The organism is Collinsella sp. Sow4_D11 (assembly GCF_052116465.1).
Classification (GTDB): domain Bacteria; phylum Actinomycetota; class Coriobacteriia; order Coriobacteriales; family Coriobacteriaceae; genus Collinsella.
On sequence record NZ_JBQKLA010000025.1, the window covers coordinates 1 to 18369 of the forward strand.

Below are 18369 nucleotides of genomic sequence, written 5' to 3' on the forward strand. Positions count from 1 at the left end.
GCGTAAGTCTCTTGGGCTCGGAGATGTGTATAAGAGACAGCCCCCCTGCAATTCGCGATGGGGGTCGCGCGAGGTCCAGATTGGGGGACTGTAGTGGAGCAGGTCGAGTCTCCTGTCCTGTCGGGTCGGGTGCTGGATGACGGCTTTGGCGAGTCGGTGCGGCAGGCGACTGATGCGGCGCTGCGTGAGTGTCCGCCGTCGCGTCGTGCGCGTGGCTTGGTGGCGGTGATACGTCGTCTTGCTGACGCGATCGATGCGATCGATGCGGAGGGCCTGAATCCGGCGGGGAAGCTGGACAATGTGACGATCCCGACATATCTGCGGTATGCGGAGGCGCTGGGTATGACGCTGTCGAAGGCGGCGTCGCCCCCCAAGCCCGAGGCCCACGTGGTGCCTGATGATTCGCCGGGTGCGAGGATCATCGCGATGCAGCAGCGGGCGTCTCGTCGTGGGGCGAGCTGACGATGGCTGCTCGGCTCGGTTCGACGGTGCCGAGGGTCTACACGCCCCCGTTGCGTCCGCTGGAGCCTCGGTCTGAGGAGACGGAGCGGTGGACGCTCGGCTACCAGGTCTGCGACTTCGCGGAGCACGTCCTGCGGATGCCGCTCCTGCCGTGGCAGCAGTGGTTCATGGTCCACGGCCTCGAGTTGCTGGACGATGGCTCGTTCCGGTTCAAAACTTTGGTGTTGCTGGTGGCTCGCCAGAACGGCAAGTCGACGATCTCGCTGGTGCTGGGCCTCTACGCGCTGTACGTGCTCCGGTGGGGTACGGTGCTCGGCGTCGCGCAGGGGTTGGACACGGCTGAGGAGATTCTCGACCTCGCGTCGGAGCTGGTGACTGCTACCGAGGAGGATGACGACGGCGAGGAGCAGCCGCTGCGGCCGTGGTTGGCTGATCAGGTTGCCAAGGTGGTGGCGATCAACGGCAAACGGGCGCTACTGCTGCGCGGGCGCCGTCGATGGAAGGTGAAGGCGGCGTCGAGGGCCGCGGCTCGTGGCTTCTCTGGCGATCTGATCCTGTTCGATGAGCTGCGTGAGCAGAGGAACTGGCTCGCGTGGGGCGCGGTCACAAAATCGACGATGGCGCGGCCTCATGCCCTGATCCTGGCGATGTCGAACGCGGGCGACGTGATGTCGGTGGTGCTGAAACAGTTGCGGCGGATCGCACACTTAGCGCTCGGTGACCCGGACGGCATCTGCGAGCTGACACCGCTCGAGAAGTACGCGCTGGCGGCTGATGATGCGGCCGCGGACGAGGCGTCTGCGGACACGGTTTTCCTGGCGGAGTGGTCGGCTGCCCCCGGTCGTGCGAAGGGTGACCGTGCTGGGTGGTGTGAGGCGAATCCGTCGCTGGGATACCTGATCGACGAGCGCACCGTCCTCGGCGCCTACCAGACCGATCCTGAGTGGGTGTTCCGCTGCCTAGACGTCGCCACCCCCACCCTCACGCGGCGCGGATGGGTTCCCATGGGCGACATCGCGGTTGGCGATCAAGTCAAGGGCGTCAATGGCGAGTGGGTGAACGTGGTCGGGAAGTCGCCGGTTCACACCGGACGAACCTGCTACCGGGTAACGCTCAATGATGGGCGATCTGTGGTCTGCGACGAGGGCCACCTATGGACCGTGTCTGACCGACGTAGGCCGGGGCGAGTCGAGACGCTCCGCACCTCTGAGCTGATTGACCGCGGGGTGACGTACTACAACCCGAGCATGGGCTACGACGTACGGAACTTCACGCTCCCCAAGGTGGAGCCGCTCGACGGTCCCGAGGTCGATCTCCCGGTCCATCCCTACCTGCTCGGCTTGTGGCTAGGAGACGGCAGCAAGCACGCCGCGATGGTATTTGTCGAGGCTAGGGACCGGGCGCACATCGAGCGCCGGATCGTCGAATGCGGCGGCACTGTGACCACTTCGGCCAAGGACTCGGAGAACTGCTACCGCATTGGATTCCAAGTCGGTGGGTATGGGCGCTTCACAGGCGCCCTCCGTGCGCTTGGTGTGCTCAAGAACAAGCACATCCCAGACATTTACCTGACCGCTTCCCGTGAGCAGCGCTTGCAGCTCCTCCAAGGGCTTATGGATTCCGACGGAACCATCCACAAGAAGACGGGAAGGTCCACCTTCACGAACACCGACATGCGACTCATCAGAGGCGCCCGCTCGCTGGTCAGATCACTGGGGTGGAAGACCTCTGAACTCGACGGTGGCGAATACGGCAAGAGGGGGCACAAGCTGCGTTTCGACGTGTCATTCACGACGCGACCTGACGATATGCTGCCCGCGACCCTCCCGAGGAAGCTGGCCAATCTTCGCGCGTCTCGCTCCCGTCGAGATGTTCGGCCAGCCACGATTGCGCGGATCGAGACCGTGCCGTCAGTGCCTGTCTGCTGCATCAAGGTAGACGCTCCCGACTCGCTATTCCTCGCCGGCGATCTGATCCCGACGCACAACACGGAGGTGCTGTGTCAGTGGCCGGACGGGGCGATCGAGTCGCCCTACCCGCCCGGCACGTGGGACGCGTGCGCGAATGAGCCGGTCGATGGCCCGTCGGGGCCGCGTCTGGCTGACGAGGACACGCTGGCTGGCCCGCTGGTGGCGGCGATCGACGTGACTGACGACAAGTCACGAGCCCATGTGGTGATCGCTGGGTACCGCGCCGACGGGCGTCCGCAGATCGAGCATCGCGCCTCGCGTGTCGGGACGCACTGGATCGAGGGGTACCTGTCGTCGCCGGAGGTGGAGCGCCGGTTGACGTGTGTGACTGGGCAGGAGCGTGGCGCTCCCGTGTCGGCTGTCCTGGCTGACCTGCGAGCCTCCGACGATTTCACGCTCCCGGTCGTGGAGTGGGGTGGGCAGGACATGCTCAACTCGTACACGGACTTTTTCGCGTTGGTGACATCGGGTCGGCTGGCGCACAATGCGCAGCCCGGTCTCGATGCGCCAGCGTCAATGGCTGCGACGCGTCGTCTCGGTGGAGTGGATGTGATCGATCGGCGTGGGTCGCCGTGTGATGCGTCTCCGCTGATCGCTGCTGTGGGTGCCGTGTGGCTGCTCGATCATCAACCGGTCGTGGAAATCCGCGACCCGATCCCGCCGCCGCCGAAGGTTGGTGTGGTGGGCGGTGCCGATGGTGGGTCGCGTGAGGTGAGCCTGCTGACGATGAGTTTTTGAGAGGGGTGGTGTCTTGTGGCTGAGATCGGCTATCAGAGCGGTGATGCGCTGCTGTCGTGGTCGCAGATGGCCTCGGCGCCCCAGGAGACGAACCCCGATCTGGTATGGCCTCGCTCGGTCGCCGTCTATGGGCGGATGAGGCGAGAGGAGTCGCAGGTCAAGAGCGTCTTGAAGGCAGTCACGCTGCCGATCCGGCGCACCACATGGGAACTGGACCCGGCAGGTGTACGTGAGCCGGTGCTCCAGGCGGTCTCGGCCAACCTCGGCGTCCCGATCAAGGGGCGCAAACCTGAGGCTAGGCCGCGCCGGACCCGTGGCACATTCTCGTGGAGCGAGCATCTGCGGTTGGCGCTGCTGGAGCTGCCCTACGGGCACTCCATTTTCGAGCAGGTGTACGAGTCTGCGCAGGGTTTGGTGCGTCTGCGGAAGCTGGCGTGGCGGCCACCGGAGACGATCGCCGGTTTCGAGGTCGCCGCCGATGGTGGCCTGGTCGCCGTCGAGCAGCACTCGATGGGGACGCGCCGAGTCCGTATCCCCATCGACCGGCTCGTCGTGTACGTCAATGAGCGCGAGGGCGCTAACTGGGCGGGCGAGAGCCTACTGCGATCGTGCTACAAGAACTGGCTCATCAAAGATCGACTGCTGCGCTCCCAGGCGTTGACTGTCGACCGCAACGGTCTCGGCGTTCCGGTGTATACGGGTGCGCCTGTGCCGGATGGAGCGACGGCGCTGGAGCGTGATGCGTGGATCGCTGCCGAGCGTGAGAATGGTTTGGCACTGGCGACGGCGTTCAGGTCTGGTGAGCAGGCTGGTGCGTCGATCCCGAGCGGCGCGAAGCTGCAACTGCTCGGCGTCGAGGGCGACCTCCCGGATGCTGACAAGCCGATCCGGTACCACGATGAGCAGATCGCCCGCGCCGTCCTCGCACACTTTCTGAACCTCGGGACCCAAACGGGCTCGTGGGCGCTCGGCACCACGTTCGCAGACTTCTTCGTCGGGTCGCTGCAGGCGGTTGCGATGCACATCGCGGACGTGACTCAGCAGCATGTCATCGATGATCTGGTGGACCTCAACTGGGGCGAGGACGAGCCTGCACCGCAGCTCGTCTTCGATGAGATCGGGGCGAAGAGCCCGGCTACGGCGGACGCAATCAAGGCTCTGGTTGACTGCGGAGCCGTGACCCCCGATGAGGGGCTGGAGGACTACATGCGGGCCAGCCATGGCCTGCCGGTGAGGGAGGTGGCGTGATGGCGACTCAGCACTACTGCTCGATCGAGATGAGGGCTGATGGTGGTACCGAGACCGTGGCTGATGTCCGCATCTACGGCGACATCGGGAGATGGGGTGGTGTGTCCGCCAAGGACTTTGCCGAGCAGATCGCGGCGCTCGATGTCGATCAGATCAACCTGTACGTGAACTCTCCGGGCGGCGCTGCCTGGGATGGTGTGGCGATCATGAATGCGCTGCGTCGGCACCGTGCCCGCGTCCTCGTCACCGTGGATGGGCTGGCCGCGTCGGCGGCGTCACTCATCTGCATGGCCGGTGACCACATCACAATGGGTCCATCGAGCCAGATGATGGTGCATGACGCGTCCGGGATCGCATGGGGAAATGCGCAGGTGCTGCGCGACACCGCGACGGTGCTCGACAAGCTCAGCGACTCCTATGCCGACGCGTACGCGAAGCGCGCTAGTGGAACCCGTGCCCAGTGGCGCGACATCATGCGCGCCGAGACGTGGTACACGGCGGAGGAGGCTGTGCTGGCGGGCCTGGCTGATGCGTGGGACGGGTCGGAGGATGCGGCGGCCGCTGCGTCGGCAACCCCGTTCGATCTGTCGAGCTTCCGCTATCAGGGTCGCGCTGATGCGCCTACCCCGCCCCTGCCGAGCGTGTCGGCATCCACTGAACTCCCGGCCAGTCCTGAGCCGGGCGAACCCACCACGAAGGAGGACTCCATGTCCGATTCTCTGATGGCTGGGCTCCGAGAGCGGCTCGGGATGACCGATGCCGACGCCGACGAGGGTGCCGTGCTTGCGGCGCTCGACGAGGCCCTCGAAGAGCGAGCCGAACCTGCCCCGACTGCTGCCCTGCCTGAGGGTGTCGTAGCGGTCGATGCTGCGACACTGGCCGATCTGCAGTCTGCTGCTGCCGATGCCCGGTCGCTGCGCGCCGAGCGTGACGCTGAGCGCCGTACCTCGCTGGTGGCGTCCGCCATCACTGAGGGGCGTATCCCGCCCGCCCGCCGCGACCACTGGCTGGCGCAACTCAATGCCGACGAGGAGGGCGCTTCCGCGATCCTCGCCTCGCTGGCCCCGAACACGATCCCGATGTCTGAGATCGGGCACGCCGGATCGGTCGAGGCCGCTGCCGACGCCGAGTACGCCCGCTACTACCCGAAGGAGGAGACGCGATGAGCGACTACCTGCCCCAGTTCAAGCCCGGCCAGACCGTCACGTTCACGGCGTCAGCAGCCGTCAAGGGCGGACAGTGCGTCGAGGTGACCGGTGACCGTCGAGTCGCCGCCACGTCCGGCGCGTCCACCAAGTACATCGGCGTCGCAGGCCACAGCGCCGCCGCCGAGTCCAAGGTCGTCGTGCACCTGCGCGGACACGTCCAACTCGTCAAGGCGAAGGGCGCCGTGACCGCTGGGCAGCATGTCGTGACCGCTGTTGACGGATGCGTGGCCGCCAATGAAACCAACCCCATCGGACTCGCCCTCACCGGCGGCACCGATGGCACCCTCATTCAGATCGCGGACTGAGAGGACGCATCATGGCATACACCTACCCCTATGTGACGGGCGCAGGGCAAGACCTCGCACCCGCCGATGTGCATCATTTTTTGCAGACCCCGACGCTCGTGGCGAGGCGGGTCAAGGAGTTGGCGCAGCAGAAATTCATTTCAGACTTCCTGCTGCAAGGCCGCTACGACGTGTCGGGTGGCGCGATCAGCTACCTCATCGACGATGGCCTGTACGCAGATCGGGAGCCGGAGGAGATCGCCGCTGGTGGCGAGTATCCGCTGACGCCCGCGACTGAAGGCACCCCGGCGTCTGCCCCGTCCGAGAAGGACGGGCAGGACTCTGAGGTGACCGATGAGGCGATCAAGCGGCTGCTCATGGACCCTGTGGAGCGTGCGCTGCGCAAGCTCATCAACTCCATGGTCCGCCGCGTGGATCGCAAGAACCTCGCGGTCATCGGATCGCAGGTCACCCGCACCAAGGCGGCTGGCGCGAACTGGACGACTGCCGATCAGATCATTGAGGACGTACTGGCTGCTGACGCCGTGCTCGATGATGACGACCTCGGTATCGACGGCTCTGTCGTGGTGCTGAACCCGGCCCAGTACGGGAAGGTCGCGGCGAAGTTCGTCAAGGCCGACCTGGCCGCGAACGGTATATCGCGCTCGGTGGAGAGCGGGGTGATTGGGGACTTCCTCGGCAAGACGTGGCTGGCTTCCAAGCATCTGCCTTTCGCTGACCCGATGGTGCTCGACCCGAGTCTGCTGGGTGGTATCGCGACCGAGAAGCTCGGGTCTCCCGGCTACACGGCCGTGCCCGGCACTCTCGGGATCGAGACGAAGGTATGGCGTCCGACTGACTCCGACCGTGACGGCTACCGTCTGCGTGTCCGTCGTGTCGGTGTCGCTGCCGTGATCGAGCCGAGGGCCGCGATCCGCATCACGGGCACGGGGGTCTGACCATGGCGTACCGAGTGAGCGGACCCAAGGCTGTCGTGCTGGTTGGCGGCGCATACATGCACATGTCGCACGGCTGTGTGCTGCCCGACGGGTCGGACACTGCGCACATCGAGCACCTGCTCGGCATCGGTCTCATCGAGGCCGTTCCCGAGCCGGACGGCAACACCGAGGGTGAGGGTGAGGCTCCCGACGGGTCGACCACCCGAGGCCGGAAGTAGGGGGGCGTGGGGCGATGGATTTGGCGCACATTCACGATGACCTGACAGTCGCTCGTCGCGTACTGGCATACGCCCAGACCATCGCCCCATGCATCACCTCCCTGACCGGTGAGGCTCAAGTATTGGCCCTCGCGATCCTGCGAGGTGCCGCCGCGAGCCTCGCCGGGTCAGACCGGCGCATCAAGTCGCGTCAGTCGGGTGAGTGGTCGCGCACCTACTTCTCCGACGCCGAGCTCGGGTCGGTGTTCTCTCCCGATGACACGCGAACCCTCGCGGCCATGTGTCCCGGCAGTGGTCGTGGCGTCGGTCCCGTCGGTTCGTTCCCGCCCCCCGATGGGGCCTATCGGAATCTGTGGCCGTGAACTGGATCGGTGAGTGCGAGCTCGTCCGGCTGGTGGGCGGCGACACGTTCCATGCGGCCGTGTCCGAGCGTGCGGTCAGCGAGCAGGCCGGTCGTCCTGGCGAGACGGGTCAGCGCGTCATGCTGGCTGTCTATCCGGCGCGCCGTATCGACCCTCCCACCCGGCTCGTGGTGCGGGGGCGTGAGGTCCGTGTGCTGGGTACTCAGATGCCGCCGTGGCCGGATGAACCGGCGCTCGTGAACTGTGTGGTCGCGACCCCGGCGCTGCCGGATGATGCGGTCATCACTGATGCGCCGTCTGACGTGCTGGACGTGGCGACGGGACGCCTCGGCGTCGAGGGTGCTGTCCGCTGGTCTGGCGCCGTGCACGTGTCCAGCCCGGCCCCCGCCACGGTCGAGGCTGCTGGTGAGGATGCTCCGCTGAATCGGGCTGTGATCACTCTGCCGCTCGACGCCGTCTATGCGCCTGACATGGTGCTGCGGGTCACGGGCTCCCGAGCCCCTGCGCTGATCGGTGCACGGTTCGTCCTGTCCGGCGAACTGCTGGACTCCGACGGCGAGGTGCGCCGCGTCATCGGTTACCGAGCGGAGGCCCGCCCATGAGTATCAAGGTCGAAGGTGCTAGGAGACTTGAGCAGGCGTGTACTGATGCGGCTGGCCGCATCGACAAGGAGACGATCGCGGTGCTGCGGCGTGCCGCGGTTCGGGTGCGGAAGAGGCAGAAGCAAACTGCGCCCCGCGACACTGGTGCCTTGGTGAAGGCAATCGGATACCGCATTCGCGGCACCCGATGGACCCGCACCGCCGAGATCGGCCCGCGTATGGCGAAGATGTACCCCGTCTATCAGGAGTACGGCACGGCTCGCATGCCCGCGTCACCGTTCGTTAGAGCCTCGGTGGATGGCGAAGAGGACCTGATCGCTGACGATCTCGACCAGGTCGTGTCACGGAGCTACCGGTGAGTCACCCGCTGCTGTCCGTGCTGACCCTCCACGATCTGGCGCTGGCGCACGCGAGGTATTTGGAGCCGCGTGTGCTCGTGTTCGGTGAGACTCCCCCTGACGCGTCATCTCGACGCGTCCCCTATTTGGTGATCGACCCTGATCCCGGCTACGACCGCGTGACCCGCGCCGACGGGCGGGTGTCGTCACGGCAGGGCCGGTTCTCGGTTCGTTGCTGCGGCTCGACCCCACAACAGGCATCGCTCGCGCTGGATGCGTGCCGGGGTCGGTTCGTGGATTGGCGCCCGTTCCCTTCCCTGAGGTGGGGCGCGGCGCTGGAGTCGGACGCTGGGCCGCTCATCAAGGACACGTCTATCCCCACCGAGCCTCGGTTCAGCTTCACGCTGACCTACGACATCGACGACTGAGAGGACCATCATGCCGACTCCTGACGCTGCGGGCTGGTACCGGGTGAGACGCAAGGGCGACCCGACATCGCCCGTGTGGTCCACCCGCGTCTATGACCAGGAGACTGAATCCATCCATCCCGGACGTGCGTCCGACATCTACGGCGAGGCGCTGCCGCCGAAACTGCACGCAACCCTGACTGTGGCCCCGGAGACGCCGGAGTCCACCCCAAACGACGAGGGAGAAAATAATGGCGACTGAGGACATCTACCCGGCAGGCATCTCCTCGCCGGGCAACAACACATGGCTCGTGAATGACACGAAAGCTGCCTCGCTGGCTGACCTCAAGGCGATGTTCGACGTGTCCTGCTACCTGCCCTCCGGGGAGGTCGAGATCGGCTTCTCGCAGGAGCGTGAGGACGACACGCGGGCCTGTCACGCGAGCAAGGTTGAGAGCTTCGGCGCGACCGTGTACGACCGGAAGGAGTGGGTCCACCTCGTGGCTCCCCAGGGAGACGGCACCGAGCCGGGAAACCTGGCGAAGTCGAAAATCAAGGCGAACCAGACCCAGTACGTGTATCTGCGGATGGGGGTTAAGCATGGCACCGAGCTGAAGGCGTCCGACAGGTGGGATGAGTACATGGTGCAGAACGGCGCCGAGCACACGTCCCCACTTCAGTCCGGCAAATATGTCCGCAAGGTACAGACCTCGTGGACACTGCTCCGCTCCGGCGTGACCTTCGCCTGACCTACCGCCGCATAGCCCGCCGCAGCCCCCGCCACGCCCTGTCATGGCGGGGGCTGCGGCCAGACAGGGAGACCACATCATGAGTACTGCGAACCAGAAACTTCGGGAGGCGCTGGAACGCCGCCAGCAGCAGCGGTCCACCGCCGGGCTGCAGCGCATCCCCTTCATGCTCGATGAGGAACTGGCGGACCGCATCGAGGGCATGGGGCGACGTGCCGCTGCGATCGAGGATCGGCTCCAAGCGCTGGGGGATGCTGGCGAGGGTGAGTCTGAGGATCGTCGCGCCAGCGATCCCGACGAGCGTGAAACCCTGACTGCCGAGCTGGGGCACATCAAGGCCGATCTGGAGACGGCGATCGAGGAGGCGCGGGACTGTCAGGTTGACCTCGTGTTCCGCCGCCTCAATGCCGACGAGTATGAGCACATTCTGATCCGGTCTGGCGGGGCGGAGGTCGATACGGATGCGGCCTCGGCGCAGAAGTTCCACTCCGAGGTCACTGCCCGCTGCTTCTTGCGGGTCGAGCTGGACGGTGAGGACACCGGCCAGACGTGGACCGAGTTCTTGGATGCGGCGCAGCCGACGTTTGGCGAGTTGGACCCGATCCGGGCACTCGTGTACGCCAATAACCGGCGGGGCAGCAACACCGTAAATTTTTGATCGGCGCCCTCAAGGCCGATCCTGACATGCTGGCGCTGGTGCGGGCCGCGAAAGCGCGTGGGTTGACTGTCCGGGCGATGCTCGGGTGGGAGCCGAACCGCACCATCACACCCACTGGCGACGGCAGCTACACCATCACAACCGCCCCGGCGTGGGACGAGACTGAGCGCAATATGGCGCTGGCTCTCGACGAGATCGAGGCCCACACCTGTCACGGCTGCGGTTCTGATCTGACAGAGACCCTGACCGACAAGTCACCGCTCGAGGACGACGGTGATGGGTACTACCACCGCATCCACGTCGGCTGGTGCCGAGGCTGTGTCGCAATGGCCCGCTGGCAACAGCGGGTGAGCAGCGAAGACCGGGAGCTGGAGGGCACTTCCGCTGATCCGCTGCCGCAGGCCCGCCGTATCCGTCTGGAGCGGCTGCCGATCCCAACCGAGGACTGACACTGCAGAGGTGGTGATGTGGCGTGTCTCGTACCGTCATGGCTCGACTGACGATCGACGGCGTGCAGGGCGTCATCACAGGCTTCCGACAGGTCGGCCAGGCCGCTGTCGAGTACTCCCGCACCGCCCAGAAGGCCGGGACGACCGCGACCCGCTGGATGGACAAACACTCTGACCAGCTCGGGAGACTGGGCGGCACCCTTCTCAAGGTGGGTGCGGTTGGTGCGCTCGCGCTGGGTGGGCTGGCGAAGTCCGCGATCGACTGGGAGTCGGCTTGGGCGGGCGTCACCAAAACCGTGGATGGCACACCGCAGCAGATGGCTGCGATTGAGGCTGGGCTGCGGTCGATGGCGAAAGAACTGCCGTCGTCGCATCGAGAGATCGCCGCTGTCGCTGAGGCTGCCGGTCAGCTCGGCGTGAAGTCCGAGGCCATCGTCGGTTTCACGCGCACCATGATCGATCTGGGCGAGACAACGAACCTGAGCGCGGACGAGGCAGCCACGTCACTGGCGCAGTTTATGAACGTCATGGGCACCTCTCAGGCGGATGTGCGGCGTCTCGGGTCGGCTGTGGTGGCGCTCGGCAATAATGGCGCGACGACAGAGCGTGACATCGTGTCCCTGTCGCAGCGTCTCGCTGCTGCCGGGTCACAGATGGGCATGACTGAGGCTGACGTGCTGGCGACCGCTGCGGCGATGGCGTCGGTCGGTGTCGAGGCGGAGGCCGGCGGCACGGCGATGTCCAAGACATGGCGGCTCATCGACGCGCACGTCCGTGCCGGTGGCAACGGTTTGGCGACACTGGCCCGCATCAGCGGGCAGACCGCCGATGAGTTCCGCGAGAAGTGGGGACGTGACGCCGCTGGTGCGACCGCCGATTTCGTCGAGGGTCTCGGCCGGATGCGGGCATCCGGTGAGGATGTCAATGCGGTGCTGAAGGACCTCGGCGTCGATGGTGAGCGGCAGCTCGACGTGATTGGGCGTCTCGCTGGCGCTACCCGAGCGGCTGGCACCGAGCAGGACCTGCTGCGGGACGCGCTGAAGCTGGGTGCGGAGGCGTGGGAGCAGAACAATGCGCTGTCACTGGAGGCAGCGAAGCGCTACGAGACCCGCGCAGCCCAGGCGCAGATCGCCATCAACTCGATCCGTGATGAGGCGATCACGCTGGGTCAGACGCTGCTGCCCGTGGTGGATTCGGTGCTGCGTGGCCTGTCGGCACTCGCGGAGGCGTTTGGCAGTCTCCCGAGCGCGGCCAAGACCGGGGTCGTCGGTATCGGCCTGCTGACGACCGCTGGGCTGCTGGCCGCTGGCGGCGTCCTCAAGGCCGTGAAGGCCCTCCACGATTTCAAGATCGCGCTCGCGGGTCTGGGCATCTCGGTGCGGACGGCCACGCTGGCGATGGGCGCGATCGGGCTGGCTCTGACTGCTGCTGGGCTGCTGCTCGGCGCGTGGATGGGTCGGCAGGCGGAGGCGACCCAGCGGGCCCGCGAGTACACAGACGCGATCCGTCAGCAGGGCACGGTGATCGGTGAGGCGTCGAGGGCGTTGGCTGCGCAGCACCTACAGGATTCGGGTTTGTTCGACCTCGCTCAGAAGGCTCAGGTCGGTCTCGCTGACCTGACTGACGCGGCGCTCGGGAATGCCGACGCGATGGCTCGCGTGAGGAGCCAGCTCGATGCGAGCAAGTCGGCGCTGGAGGGTCAGGTCCGCGCCAACGATGCTGCTATCGAGTCGATGCGAGCCAAGGGTGTGGCGACCGAGGATGAGCAGATCAAGTTGGCGGGCCTCGTCCGCGAGAATGACAGACTGAAGTCGACGCTTTCCGACCGGGTTTCGCTCTCGGATGAGGTGACCTCCCGCCTCGCGGAGGAGTCGCAGCTCGTCGGGGATGCAGCCGCGAAGGCGGCGCAGATGGCGGAGGCGACCGAGGGGTCGACCGACGCCGCCAAGGACAACGAGAAGGCGCTACAGAAGCAGGCGGACGCCGCCCAACGATCGGCAGAGGCGCAGAAGGAGCTGCTGGAGGCGACACAAGCGTACGGGAATGAGCTGCTGAAAATGTCCGGGTCGCAGATCGCGGTCGAAAAGTCGATTGCGAGCTTGGCCGAACAGGTAAAGAAGGGCGAAAAGGGCCTCGATCTCGCTACCGAGGCGGGGCGGGCTAACCAGGAGGCGCTCAACGATCTTGCGCAGGCGTCGATCAGCTACATCGGCACCCTCTACGACCAGGGAGCTAGCGCCGACCAGATCACTGCGGCCACGAAACGCGCCCGAGACGAGTGGGTGCGCGGCGCAGTCGCGATGGGTAAATCGAAGGACGAGGCGGACAAGCTGGCCGCCGCCTACTTTGCGATCCCGGACGACGTGAGGACGCAGATAGCCGCGACGGGAGCGCCGCAGGCCACGCAGATCGCGGACAGGTGGAAGGGTCTTTTGGCGTCGATCCCGGAGGAGGAGCGCACACGATTCCTCGCAACCCTGCACGGCAAGTCGGCGGCTGAGGTGGAGTCCGCATTCCAGCAGCTTGCTCGTGACCGGGCTGCGCAGATCAAGGTGCGCTACACCATGACGAACAACATCCCGGAGATGCGGACCTCTAGCGGACTCGTCGCGACGGGGCGTGCGATGGGTGGTCCCATCTACGGCCCCGGAACAGCCACCTCTGACTCGATCCCGATCATGGCATCGACGGGCGAGTATGTGATCAGGGCGGCGTCTGCCGCACGACTCGGGCGCGGCGTCCTCGACTACATCAATGCTCACGGCGCTGTCCCGCGCTTCCGCGACGGGGGCAGCGTCACCGCCTACCGTCCAACACTCTCGGCCCCGACACTCAGGCATAGCGTAGACACGTCCGGTATCTCGGCTGCTGTGGCGGATGGCCTGGCTGGTGTCCGGATTGTGATGGTGGACCCGACCTCGGGTGTGGAGCGTCTGGTGGATGCGCGGATCGAGATGGCTGGCCGTCGGTCGGCATCGACGGTGAGGAGACGCTGATGATACTGGCTCCGCTGGTGATGCAGTCGCCGCCGTGGGTGGACATGCTTGTGACGGAGGTTCCGGCTGGGGTGGTGTCGCTGCGTGTGTGGCGGGTGGTGGATGGTGTGCGGGTGCCGGTGCGTGGGCAGCATGTGCCGCTCGGGTCGTCGGCGCGTGTCGTGGACTGGGATATACCGGTCGGTGTGCCTGTGACGTATCTGGTTGAGGCTGTGTCGTCGTCGGGGCAGGTGGTCGGTACGGGTGGTGAGTCGGTGCAGGCTCTGGTGTCTCCCGGACACTCCCGTGCGTGGCTGTCCGATCCGATGGCACCGCTCGGTGCGGTGGTGGTGGGTGTTCTGCGCTCGGAGTCTCGTGGCCGGTGGTCGTCGGCGTCGGAGATGGTGCGCCCGATGGGTGGTCTACCTGTGACGGTGGGTGGTGCGCGTCAGGTGCGTGTCCGGTCGTGGCGTCTGGTCGCTGAGGATGAGGCGACGGTGCAGGCGGTGGACCGGATCATGCTGGCCGGGCCGACTGTACTGCTGCGAGGCGACCCGGAGTGTCTGGATCATCCGACGGGGCTGCTGTACGTGTCGGCGTCCGATGTGGAGTCTGAGCGGACCCTGCCGCACGAGCCTCGGGTGGTGTGGCGTATCGATGGGTACGAGTCCCGGGGCCCGGCGATTCTGCCTGTGGTGCCGTCCCGCACCTACGCGGATGATCTGCGGGAGCATCCGACGTATCAGGCGTCTCGTGCTGCTGCCGCGACGTATCTGGACCGTCTCCGTCTGCCGGTGACCTGATGTGGTCTGTCGATGATCGGTGGCGGGCTGCCCGGCTGGGCGATCAGGCCATGTCGTGCACGGTGTGGCCGGTGATGCGGGGCCAGGTGCTGACCTCTGAGCCGCTGGAGATCGTGGATGGGTCGCTGTCGGTCGAGTTGCGGTCCGGTCAGGTGCAGACGTCGCTGGAGCTGTCGATCGCGGACCCGGACGGGTCGCTGTTCACCGGTCGTCCTGATGCGGCGCTGGCTGTGTATGGGCATCGGCTCCAGCTGCGCGCCGGGTACGCCGGCGTGGGCGATGTGCCGCTGGGTGAGTTCCGGGTGGAGCGCGTAGTCCCGGACGGGTCACCGTGGCGGCTGCACCCGTCGGGGAGATGGATGCGTGGTGCTCAGGTGCTGCGCGTCTCCGCTGGTGACCTGCTGGGGATCGTCGCTGATGACCGATTCACGGTACCGGCGCAGCCGCGTGGCGGGACGGTGCGTGTCGAGGTGCAGCGGCTCGTCGCTGACGTGTTGCCGGTCGGCGGCTGGGATGCGCCGCAGTCGGTGCCGTCGTCGGTGGAGTACTCCGAGTCCCGCATGGATGCGCTGCTGTCGGTGATGCGTCTGGCTGGCTTGGTGGCTGTGGTGGATCGTGCCGGAGTGCTCCAGGGCGTCCCGGATGCTGGGTCTGGTCAGGTGTGGGAGGCGTCTGCCGCCGATGTGGTGGAGTGGGTGCCGGTGATGGACCGGGACGGGCTCCGCAATGGCTGGGTGGTGACCTCGGAATCTGAGTCTGGCGAGCCGTTGCGGGGGGCCGAGTTCGAGCGCTCCGGGCCGTTGGCGTGGGACGCGTCTGGGTTTGGTCGGGTGCCTGAGTTTCTGCACTCCCCTCTGATGAGGACAAACGCGCAATGCGCGGTAGCTGCGCAGACAATGGCGGCGAAGGCTCGGGCGGCGCGCCGCCAAACCCTCACCGTGACGTGCGCTCCCGACCCGGCGCTGGATGTGCTGGACACGCTGCGGCTGCGGCTGCCGACCAGGACGATCGATGCGCTGATCACAGGCATCAGGATGCCGCTGGTGGATGGTCTGATGCAGCTCACGGCTTCGGCTGGGTGGGGGGTGCTGACTGATGTCTGACCCGCTCGCTGATGCTGTCGTGGATGCCCTGACGCCTGCACGCCCCCCGGCTGTGGCCGGTGAGGTGGTGTCCACATCCCCGGCACTGCTGATATCGGTGCTGGGGTCTGAGGTGTCGCCGCTGTCGTGGCTACCGACCCCGCTGGTGGTGGGGGATCGGGTGCTGCTGCTCCGCTCAGAGGGTGTGTGGCATGTAGTGGGTCTCCGGTCTCCGCGTCCCGGTGAGGGCATCGTGTCCTCGACAGGTGCGGGTGTGGTGACGGTGACCACCTCTGCGGGTCGCGTGACGGTGCCGCATGTCGGTGGTGTGCCGGTCGTCGGTGACCGTGTGGGGCTGGTGTGGGGTGCGTCGGGGGGGATGGTGGTGGGCCGGATCGGTGCCGCCGCAGCCCCTCCGCCGCCTGCGCAACCGCCGGCCGATCCTGACCCGCCGCAGCGCGATCCGGTCCGCCATGAGACGACGGTGACCGCCGCCGCGGTGCAGGCGTCGACGGCCCGCTCGGGGTCGTGGCGGACGGACGGAACGGCAGGGTATCGCGCCTATCAGGGGCACTCCACGTCCGGCCAGTCCGCCGACAACACCGGCTACTGGTTCTACGGGCAGGCGCTCGCGCGGGGTGGCGTGGCGGTGTCCGGGTCGGTGCGTCTGTATCGGGCGACCGGTGCCGGCATGTCGGCTGCGCGGACGGTGTGGCTGGCGCTGCACGGGGCCGCGACCCGCCCCGGATCACCCCCTGCGCTGCTCACCACCCCTCGCGCCGCTGGGCAGGTTGCCCAGGGCGGCACTGTCGATGTGGCGCTCACCCTGTCGGAGGTGTCGGCGCTGCTGTCCGGCTCCGCCCGTGGGGTGGCGGTCGCCTACCAGGGCACCGCCGACTACATGGCGTTGCTCGGCCCCTCTGACCGGCCCGACGCGGGCCGCATTACTGTCACCACGACCCTGTAGGAGGCGATATGCCGACCACACCCATCTACGGTCTACGCACCCCCGAACTCCCGGACGCCAACAATGTGCCCGCCGATATGGCGGTGCTCGCCCAGGGTGTGGAGAACGCTCTGGGCAGGGTCGCCATGAGCGGGTCGGGTCCATCTGGCCGATGGGTCCGGTTCGCCGACGGAACCCAAATCTGCTGGATCTCCACAACCCGCACCGATATCGCTATCACCAGCCCCTACGGGCCGCTGTTCACGAGCGAGTGGACATGGACCTACCCCGCAGCATTCAACGACACCCCCACAATCACCTGCTCCCGATTCCAGTCGGGCACCTCAGCATCATGGGGGACTGTCAAAGAAACGTACTCAACACAAGCCACGCTGCGCGCACTCGACGCCTACTCGCGTGCAGCGGGCACCGCCACCTACATCGCCGCCACAGCCATCGGGAGCTGGAAATAGCGCCCCCTCGCCCACAGTCGTCAGCGGCTGCGCACCCGAATAGGAGAACATCATGCCCGAGAATCCGACTCTGTACGATCGCACGGTGTGCTCGTGCATCATCGACACTGCACCCCTGATTGAGGCTGAGCTGCGCAAAATTGGGGCGATCAAGCGCGACCTGTCGGGGCTGATCACGCAGGGTGCGTACTCCACGAGTGTGTCTGCGTCGGCTGGCACTCACGCGGGTGGCGGGGTGATCGATGTCCGATACTCACTGACCGACACCGACGCGAAGCGGCGGGCATGGGCGGCGGGGGCCGCGATCGCTTTTCCCCGGACCCGCATTCTCGGGCTGTGGCCGTCGCATGGTCATGTGGTGTGGCGGGGCTGCCCGCATCTGGCTGCATCGGCCGCACGCCAGGTCACCTCCTATCTGGATGGGCGCAACGGGCTCAAAAGCAACGCACCGCTGGGCTATCCGGCGGTGCCGGTGCCGACTGTGCAGCAGATCCTCGCACCGAAACCCGCCCCGAAACCCCCCGCGCCGAAACCCGCGCCGCCGTCGCGGCCTCGGGTGTCGCTGGCTGATGTGCAGACCCAGGCCCGCCGCCGTCGGCGCTCAGTGTCCGAGCACGTGCGCACCGTGCAGCGGGCGCTGCTCGCCGAGAATATCCGCACCGTAGGCCCTGCTGATGGGTGGTGGGGGCCTCGGACGACGGAGGCGTATGCGTACTGGCAGCACTGGCTCGGGTACCGTGGCCGCGCCGCTGATGGTATCCCTGGCCGGGTGACGCTGGCCCGTCTCGGCCAGCGCCAGGGCTTTGACGTGGTGTCCTGACGTGTCTCGTCGGACAGCGATGCTCATGCTCGGCGTCCTGTGGGTGCTGATCGGGGTGTCACTGCTCGATGCTGGCGTCCCAGCCCGTGCCGAGCTGATCGACCTGCCCGACTGGCTACGAGCCGCCCTATGGGTCGCTGCCGGCGTGGTCGCGATCGCCACCGCCGGGCATGTGCGGGCATCGGTGTGGGGTCTGGCCGGGTTAGCCCTGGCTGCCTCGGAGCGGGCAGGGGCGTGGCTCGTCGCGTGGTTCGATCACGACGGTAACGCCCCGGCGACGAAACTCGGGCTGTATCTCGTGGCGCTGTGGGCGGTGTGGATCACGGCCTGTATCCCCGCCGACCGGGAGGTGCGCTGATGGAGACCGCCCTATCTGTGCTGGCGATCATCGCGCCCCCCGTGGTGATGTGGCTCGTGGCCCGTACCGGTCAGCGCTCGACGCTGCGGTCAGCGGAAATCACGTCCGCGACCGACCTGGTGCCGGACCTGATAGCCCGTGTGGAGCGGCTCGAGCAGCAGGTGCATGCGCTGCAATCCGAGCTGTCCGAGCGGCTGGGACAGCTGTCCGCCGCCGCCTGGTTCATCGACCAGGTCGGGATGCTCCGCCGCCCTGACTGG

At 66.7% G+C, this 18369-nt stretch carries 23 protein-coding genes; all 23 read left to right on the forward strand.

Translation table 11 applies throughout. The features are described 5' to 3' along the window. The first annotated feature begins 93 nt into the window (after nucleotides 1-93). Nucleotides 94-462, forward strand: coding sequence for a hypothetical protein (locus tag ACTQ40_RS08890; RefSeq protein WP_441036957.1), 369 nt, complete (start codon nucleotides 94-96; stop codon nucleotides 460-462). A gap of 2 nt (nucleotides 463-464) precedes the next feature. Next, the gene (locus ACTQ40_RS08895; protein ID WP_441042184.1) at nucleotides 465-3170 is read left to right on the forward strand and encodes an LAGLIDADG family homing endonuclease; all 2706 of its coding nucleotides are present in this window, start codon (nucleotides 465-467) and stop codon (nucleotides 3168-3170) included. A 15-nt stretch (nucleotides 3171-3185) separates the two neighbouring features. Continuing rightward, complete coding sequence (locus ACTQ40_RS08900; RefSeq protein WP_441042182.1) at nucleotides 3186-4418, forward strand: phage portal protein family protein; 1233 nt, start codon at nucleotides 3186-3188, stop codon at nucleotides 4416-4418. Nucleotides 4419-4447: 29 nt separating this feature from the next. Beyond that, the gene (locus ACTQ40_RS08905) at nucleotides 4448-5584 is read left to right on the forward strand and encodes a head maturation protease, ClpP-related (RefSeq protein ID WP_441396072.1); all 1137 of its coding nucleotides are present in this window, start codon (nucleotides 4448-4450) and stop codon (nucleotides 5582-5584) included. After that, a complete protein-coding gene (locus ACTQ40_RS08910) occupies nucleotides 5581-5931 on the forward strand; it encodes a capsid cement protein (RefSeq protein WP_441042178.1) in 351 nt (116 codons plus the stop codon). Before ACTQ40_RS08905 ends, ACTQ40_RS08910 begins: the two co-directional genes overlap by 4 nt. 170 nt (nucleotides 5932-6101) lie before the next feature. Next, on the forward strand, nucleotides 6102-6869 hold the full coding sequence (locus tag ACTQ40_RS08915) for a phage major capsid protein (RefSeq protein WP_441563925.1): 768 nt from the start codon (nucleotides 6102-6104) through the stop codon (nucleotides 6867-6869). A 2-nt stretch (nucleotides 6870-6871) separates the two neighbouring features. Then, nucleotides 6872-7087, forward strand: coding sequence for a hypothetical protein (locus ACTQ40_RS08920; protein ID WP_441042175.1), 216 nt, complete (start codon nucleotides 6872-6874; stop codon nucleotides 7085-7087). Between the two features lie 14 nt (nucleotides 7088-7101). Next, nucleotides 7102-7449 (forward strand): hypothetical protein, encoded by a 348-nt coding sequence (locus tag ACTQ40_RS08925; RefSeq protein ID WP_441042173.1) that lies wholly within the window; start codon nucleotides 7102-7104, stop codon nucleotides 7447-7449. Continuing rightward, the gene (locus tag ACTQ40_RS08930; RefSeq protein ID WP_441042171.1) at nucleotides 7446-8051 is read left to right on the forward strand and encodes a DUF6093 family protein; all 606 of its coding nucleotides are present in this window, start codon (nucleotides 7446-7448) and stop codon (nucleotides 8049-8051) included. The genes ACTQ40_RS08925 and ACTQ40_RS08930 overlap by 4 nt, the downstream gene beginning before the upstream one ends. Next, on the forward strand, nucleotides 8048-8410 hold the full coding sequence (locus ACTQ40_RS08935; protein WP_441042169.1) for an HK97-gp10 family putative phage morphogenesis protein: 363 nt from the start codon (nucleotides 8048-8050) through the stop codon (nucleotides 8408-8410). Before ACTQ40_RS08930 ends, ACTQ40_RS08935 begins: the two co-directional genes overlap by 4 nt. Then, nucleotides 8407-8817 (forward strand): hypothetical protein, encoded by a 411-nt coding sequence (locus ACTQ40_RS08940; protein WP_441563927.1) that lies wholly within the window; start codon nucleotides 8407-8409, stop codon nucleotides 8815-8817. Before ACTQ40_RS08935 ends, ACTQ40_RS08940 begins: the two co-directional genes overlap by 4 nt. 10 nt (nucleotides 8818-8827) lie before the next feature. Then, the gene (locus ACTQ40_RS08945) at nucleotides 8828-9058 is read left to right on the forward strand and encodes a hypothetical protein (protein ID WP_441042166.1); all 231 of its coding nucleotides are present in this window, start codon (nucleotides 8828-8830) and stop codon (nucleotides 9056-9058) included. Next, the gene (locus ACTQ40_RS08950; RefSeq protein ID WP_441042164.1) at nucleotides 9048-9545 is read left to right on the forward strand and encodes a phage tail tube protein; all 498 of its coding nucleotides are present in this window, start codon (nucleotides 9048-9050) and stop codon (nucleotides 9543-9545) included. The genes ACTQ40_RS08945 and ACTQ40_RS08950 overlap by 11 nt, the downstream gene beginning before the upstream one ends. 166 nt (nucleotides 9546-9711) lie before the next feature. Continuing rightward, complete coding sequence (locus ACTQ40_RS08955) at nucleotides 9712-10203, forward strand: hypothetical protein (protein WP_441563929.1); 492 nt, start codon at nucleotides 9712-9714, stop codon at nucleotides 10201-10203. Between the two features lie 26 nt (nucleotides 10204-10229). After that, entirely contained in the window at nucleotides 10230-10652 is a 423-nt protein-coding gene (locus ACTQ40_RS08960; RefSeq protein WP_441227393.1) for a hypothetical protein, read from the forward strand. A gap of 23 nt (nucleotides 10653-10675) precedes the next feature. Then, nucleotides 10676-13648 (forward strand): phage tail tape measure protein, encoded by a 2973-nt coding sequence (locus tag ACTQ40_RS08965; protein WP_441085569.1) that lies wholly within the window; start codon nucleotides 10676-10678, stop codon nucleotides 13646-13648. Then, a complete protein-coding gene (locus ACTQ40_RS08970; protein WP_441085568.1) occupies nucleotides 13648-14430 on the forward strand; it encodes a hypothetical protein in 783 nt (260 codons plus the stop codon). The genes ACTQ40_RS08965 and ACTQ40_RS08970 overlap by 1 nt, the downstream gene beginning before the upstream one ends. Then, nucleotides 14430-15533 (forward strand): hypothetical protein, encoded by a 1104-nt coding sequence (locus ACTQ40_RS08975; protein ID WP_441085567.1) that lies wholly within the window; start codon nucleotides 14430-14432, stop codon nucleotides 15531-15533. Before ACTQ40_RS08970 ends, ACTQ40_RS08975 begins: the two co-directional genes overlap by 1 nt. 52 nt (nucleotides 15534-15585) lie before the next feature. Continuing rightward, on the forward strand, nucleotides 15586-16479 hold the full coding sequence (locus ACTQ40_RS08980) for a hypothetical protein (protein ID WP_441563932.1): 894 nt from the start codon (nucleotides 15586-15588) through the stop codon (nucleotides 16477-16479). An 8-nt stretch (nucleotides 16480-16487) separates the two neighbouring features. Then, complete coding sequence (locus ACTQ40_RS08985) at nucleotides 16488-16931, forward strand: hypothetical protein (RefSeq protein ID WP_441042404.1); 444 nt, start codon at nucleotides 16488-16490, stop codon at nucleotides 16929-16931. Between the two features lie 52 nt (nucleotides 16932-16983). Further along, nucleotides 16984-17751, forward strand: coding sequence for a hypothetical protein (locus ACTQ40_RS08990; RefSeq protein ID WP_441085565.1), 768 nt, complete (start codon nucleotides 16984-16986; stop codon nucleotides 17749-17751). 25 nt (nucleotides 17752-17776) lie between these two features. Further along, nucleotides 17777-18109: a hypothetical protein gene (locus ACTQ40_RS08995; RefSeq protein ID WP_441085564.1), complete on the forward strand. Its 333-nt coding sequence runs from the start codon at nucleotides 17777-17779 to the stop codon at nucleotides 18107-18109. Then, on the forward strand, nucleotides 18109-18369 hold a 261-nt coding region (locus ACTQ40_RS09000; RefSeq protein WP_441141313.1), incomplete at its 3' end, for a hypothetical protein. The genes ACTQ40_RS08995 and ACTQ40_RS09000, both read left to right, overlap by 1 nt.

What these genes read in the sequence shown, in the direction of transcription:
- ACTQ40_RS08955 (WP_441563929.1), top strand. Translation starts at nt 9,712, where the DNA reads ATGCTCGATGAGGAACTGGCGGACCGCATCGAGGGCATGGGGCGACGT.
- ACTQ40_RS08985 (WP_441042404.1), top strand. Translation starts at nt 16,488, where the DNA reads ATGCCGACCACACCCATCTACGGTCTACGCACCCCCGAACTCCCGGAC.
- ACTQ40_RS08990 (WP_441085565.1), top strand. Translation starts at nt 16,984, where the DNA reads ATGCCCGAGAATCCGACTCTGTACGATCGCACGGTGTGCTCGTGCATC.
- ACTQ40_RS08910 (WP_441042178.1), top strand. Translation starts at nt 5,581, where the DNA reads ATGAGCGACTACCTGCCCCAGTTCAAGCCCGGCCAGACCGTCACGTTC.
- ACTQ40_RS08935 (WP_441042169.1), top strand. Translation starts at nt 8,048, where the DNA reads ATGAGTATCAAGGTCGAAGGTGCTAGGAGACTTGAGCAGGCGTGTACT.
- ACTQ40_RS08945 (WP_441042166.1), top strand. Translation starts at nt 8,828, where the DNA reads ATGCCGACTCCTGACGCTGCGGGCTGGTACCGGGTGAGACGCAAGGGC.
- ACTQ40_RS08995 (WP_441085564.1), top strand. Translation starts at nt 17,777, where the DNA reads ATGCTCGGCGTCCTGTGGGTGCTGATCGGGGTGTCACTGCTCGATGCT.
- ACTQ40_RS08920 (WP_441042175.1), top strand. Translation starts at nt 6,872, where the DNA reads ATGGCGTACCGAGTGAGCGGACCCAAGGCTGTCGTGCTGGTTGGCGGC.
- ACTQ40_RS08895 (WP_441042184.1), top strand. Translation starts at nt 465, where the DNA reads ATGGCTGCTCGGCTCGGTTCGACGGTGCCGAGGGTCTACACGCCCCCG.
- ACTQ40_RS08950 (WP_441042164.1), top strand. Translation starts at nt 9,048, where the DNA reads ATGGCGACTGAGGACATCTACCCGGCAGGCATCTCCTCGCCGGGCAAC.
- ACTQ40_RS08925 (WP_441042173.1), top strand. Translation starts at nt 7,102, where the DNA reads ATGGATTTGGCGCACATTCACGATGACCTGACAGTCGCTCGTCGCGTA.
- ACTQ40_RS08975 (WP_441085567.1), top strand. Translation starts at nt 14,430, where the DNA reads ATGTGGTCTGTCGATGATCGGTGGCGGGCTGCCCGGCTGGGCGATCAG.
- ACTQ40_RS08960 (WP_441227393.1), top strand. Translation starts at nt 10,230, where the DNA reads ATGCTGGCGCTGGTGCGGGCCGCGAAAGCGCGTGGGTTGACTGTCCGG.
- ACTQ40_RS08970 (WP_441085568.1), top strand. Translation starts at nt 13,648, where the DNA reads ATGATACTGGCTCCGCTGGTGATGCAGTCGCCGCCGTGGGTGGACATG.
- ACTQ40_RS08905 (WP_441396072.1), top strand. Translation starts at nt 4,448, where the DNA reads ATGAGGGCTGATGGTGGTACCGAGACCGTGGCTGATGTCCGCATCTAC.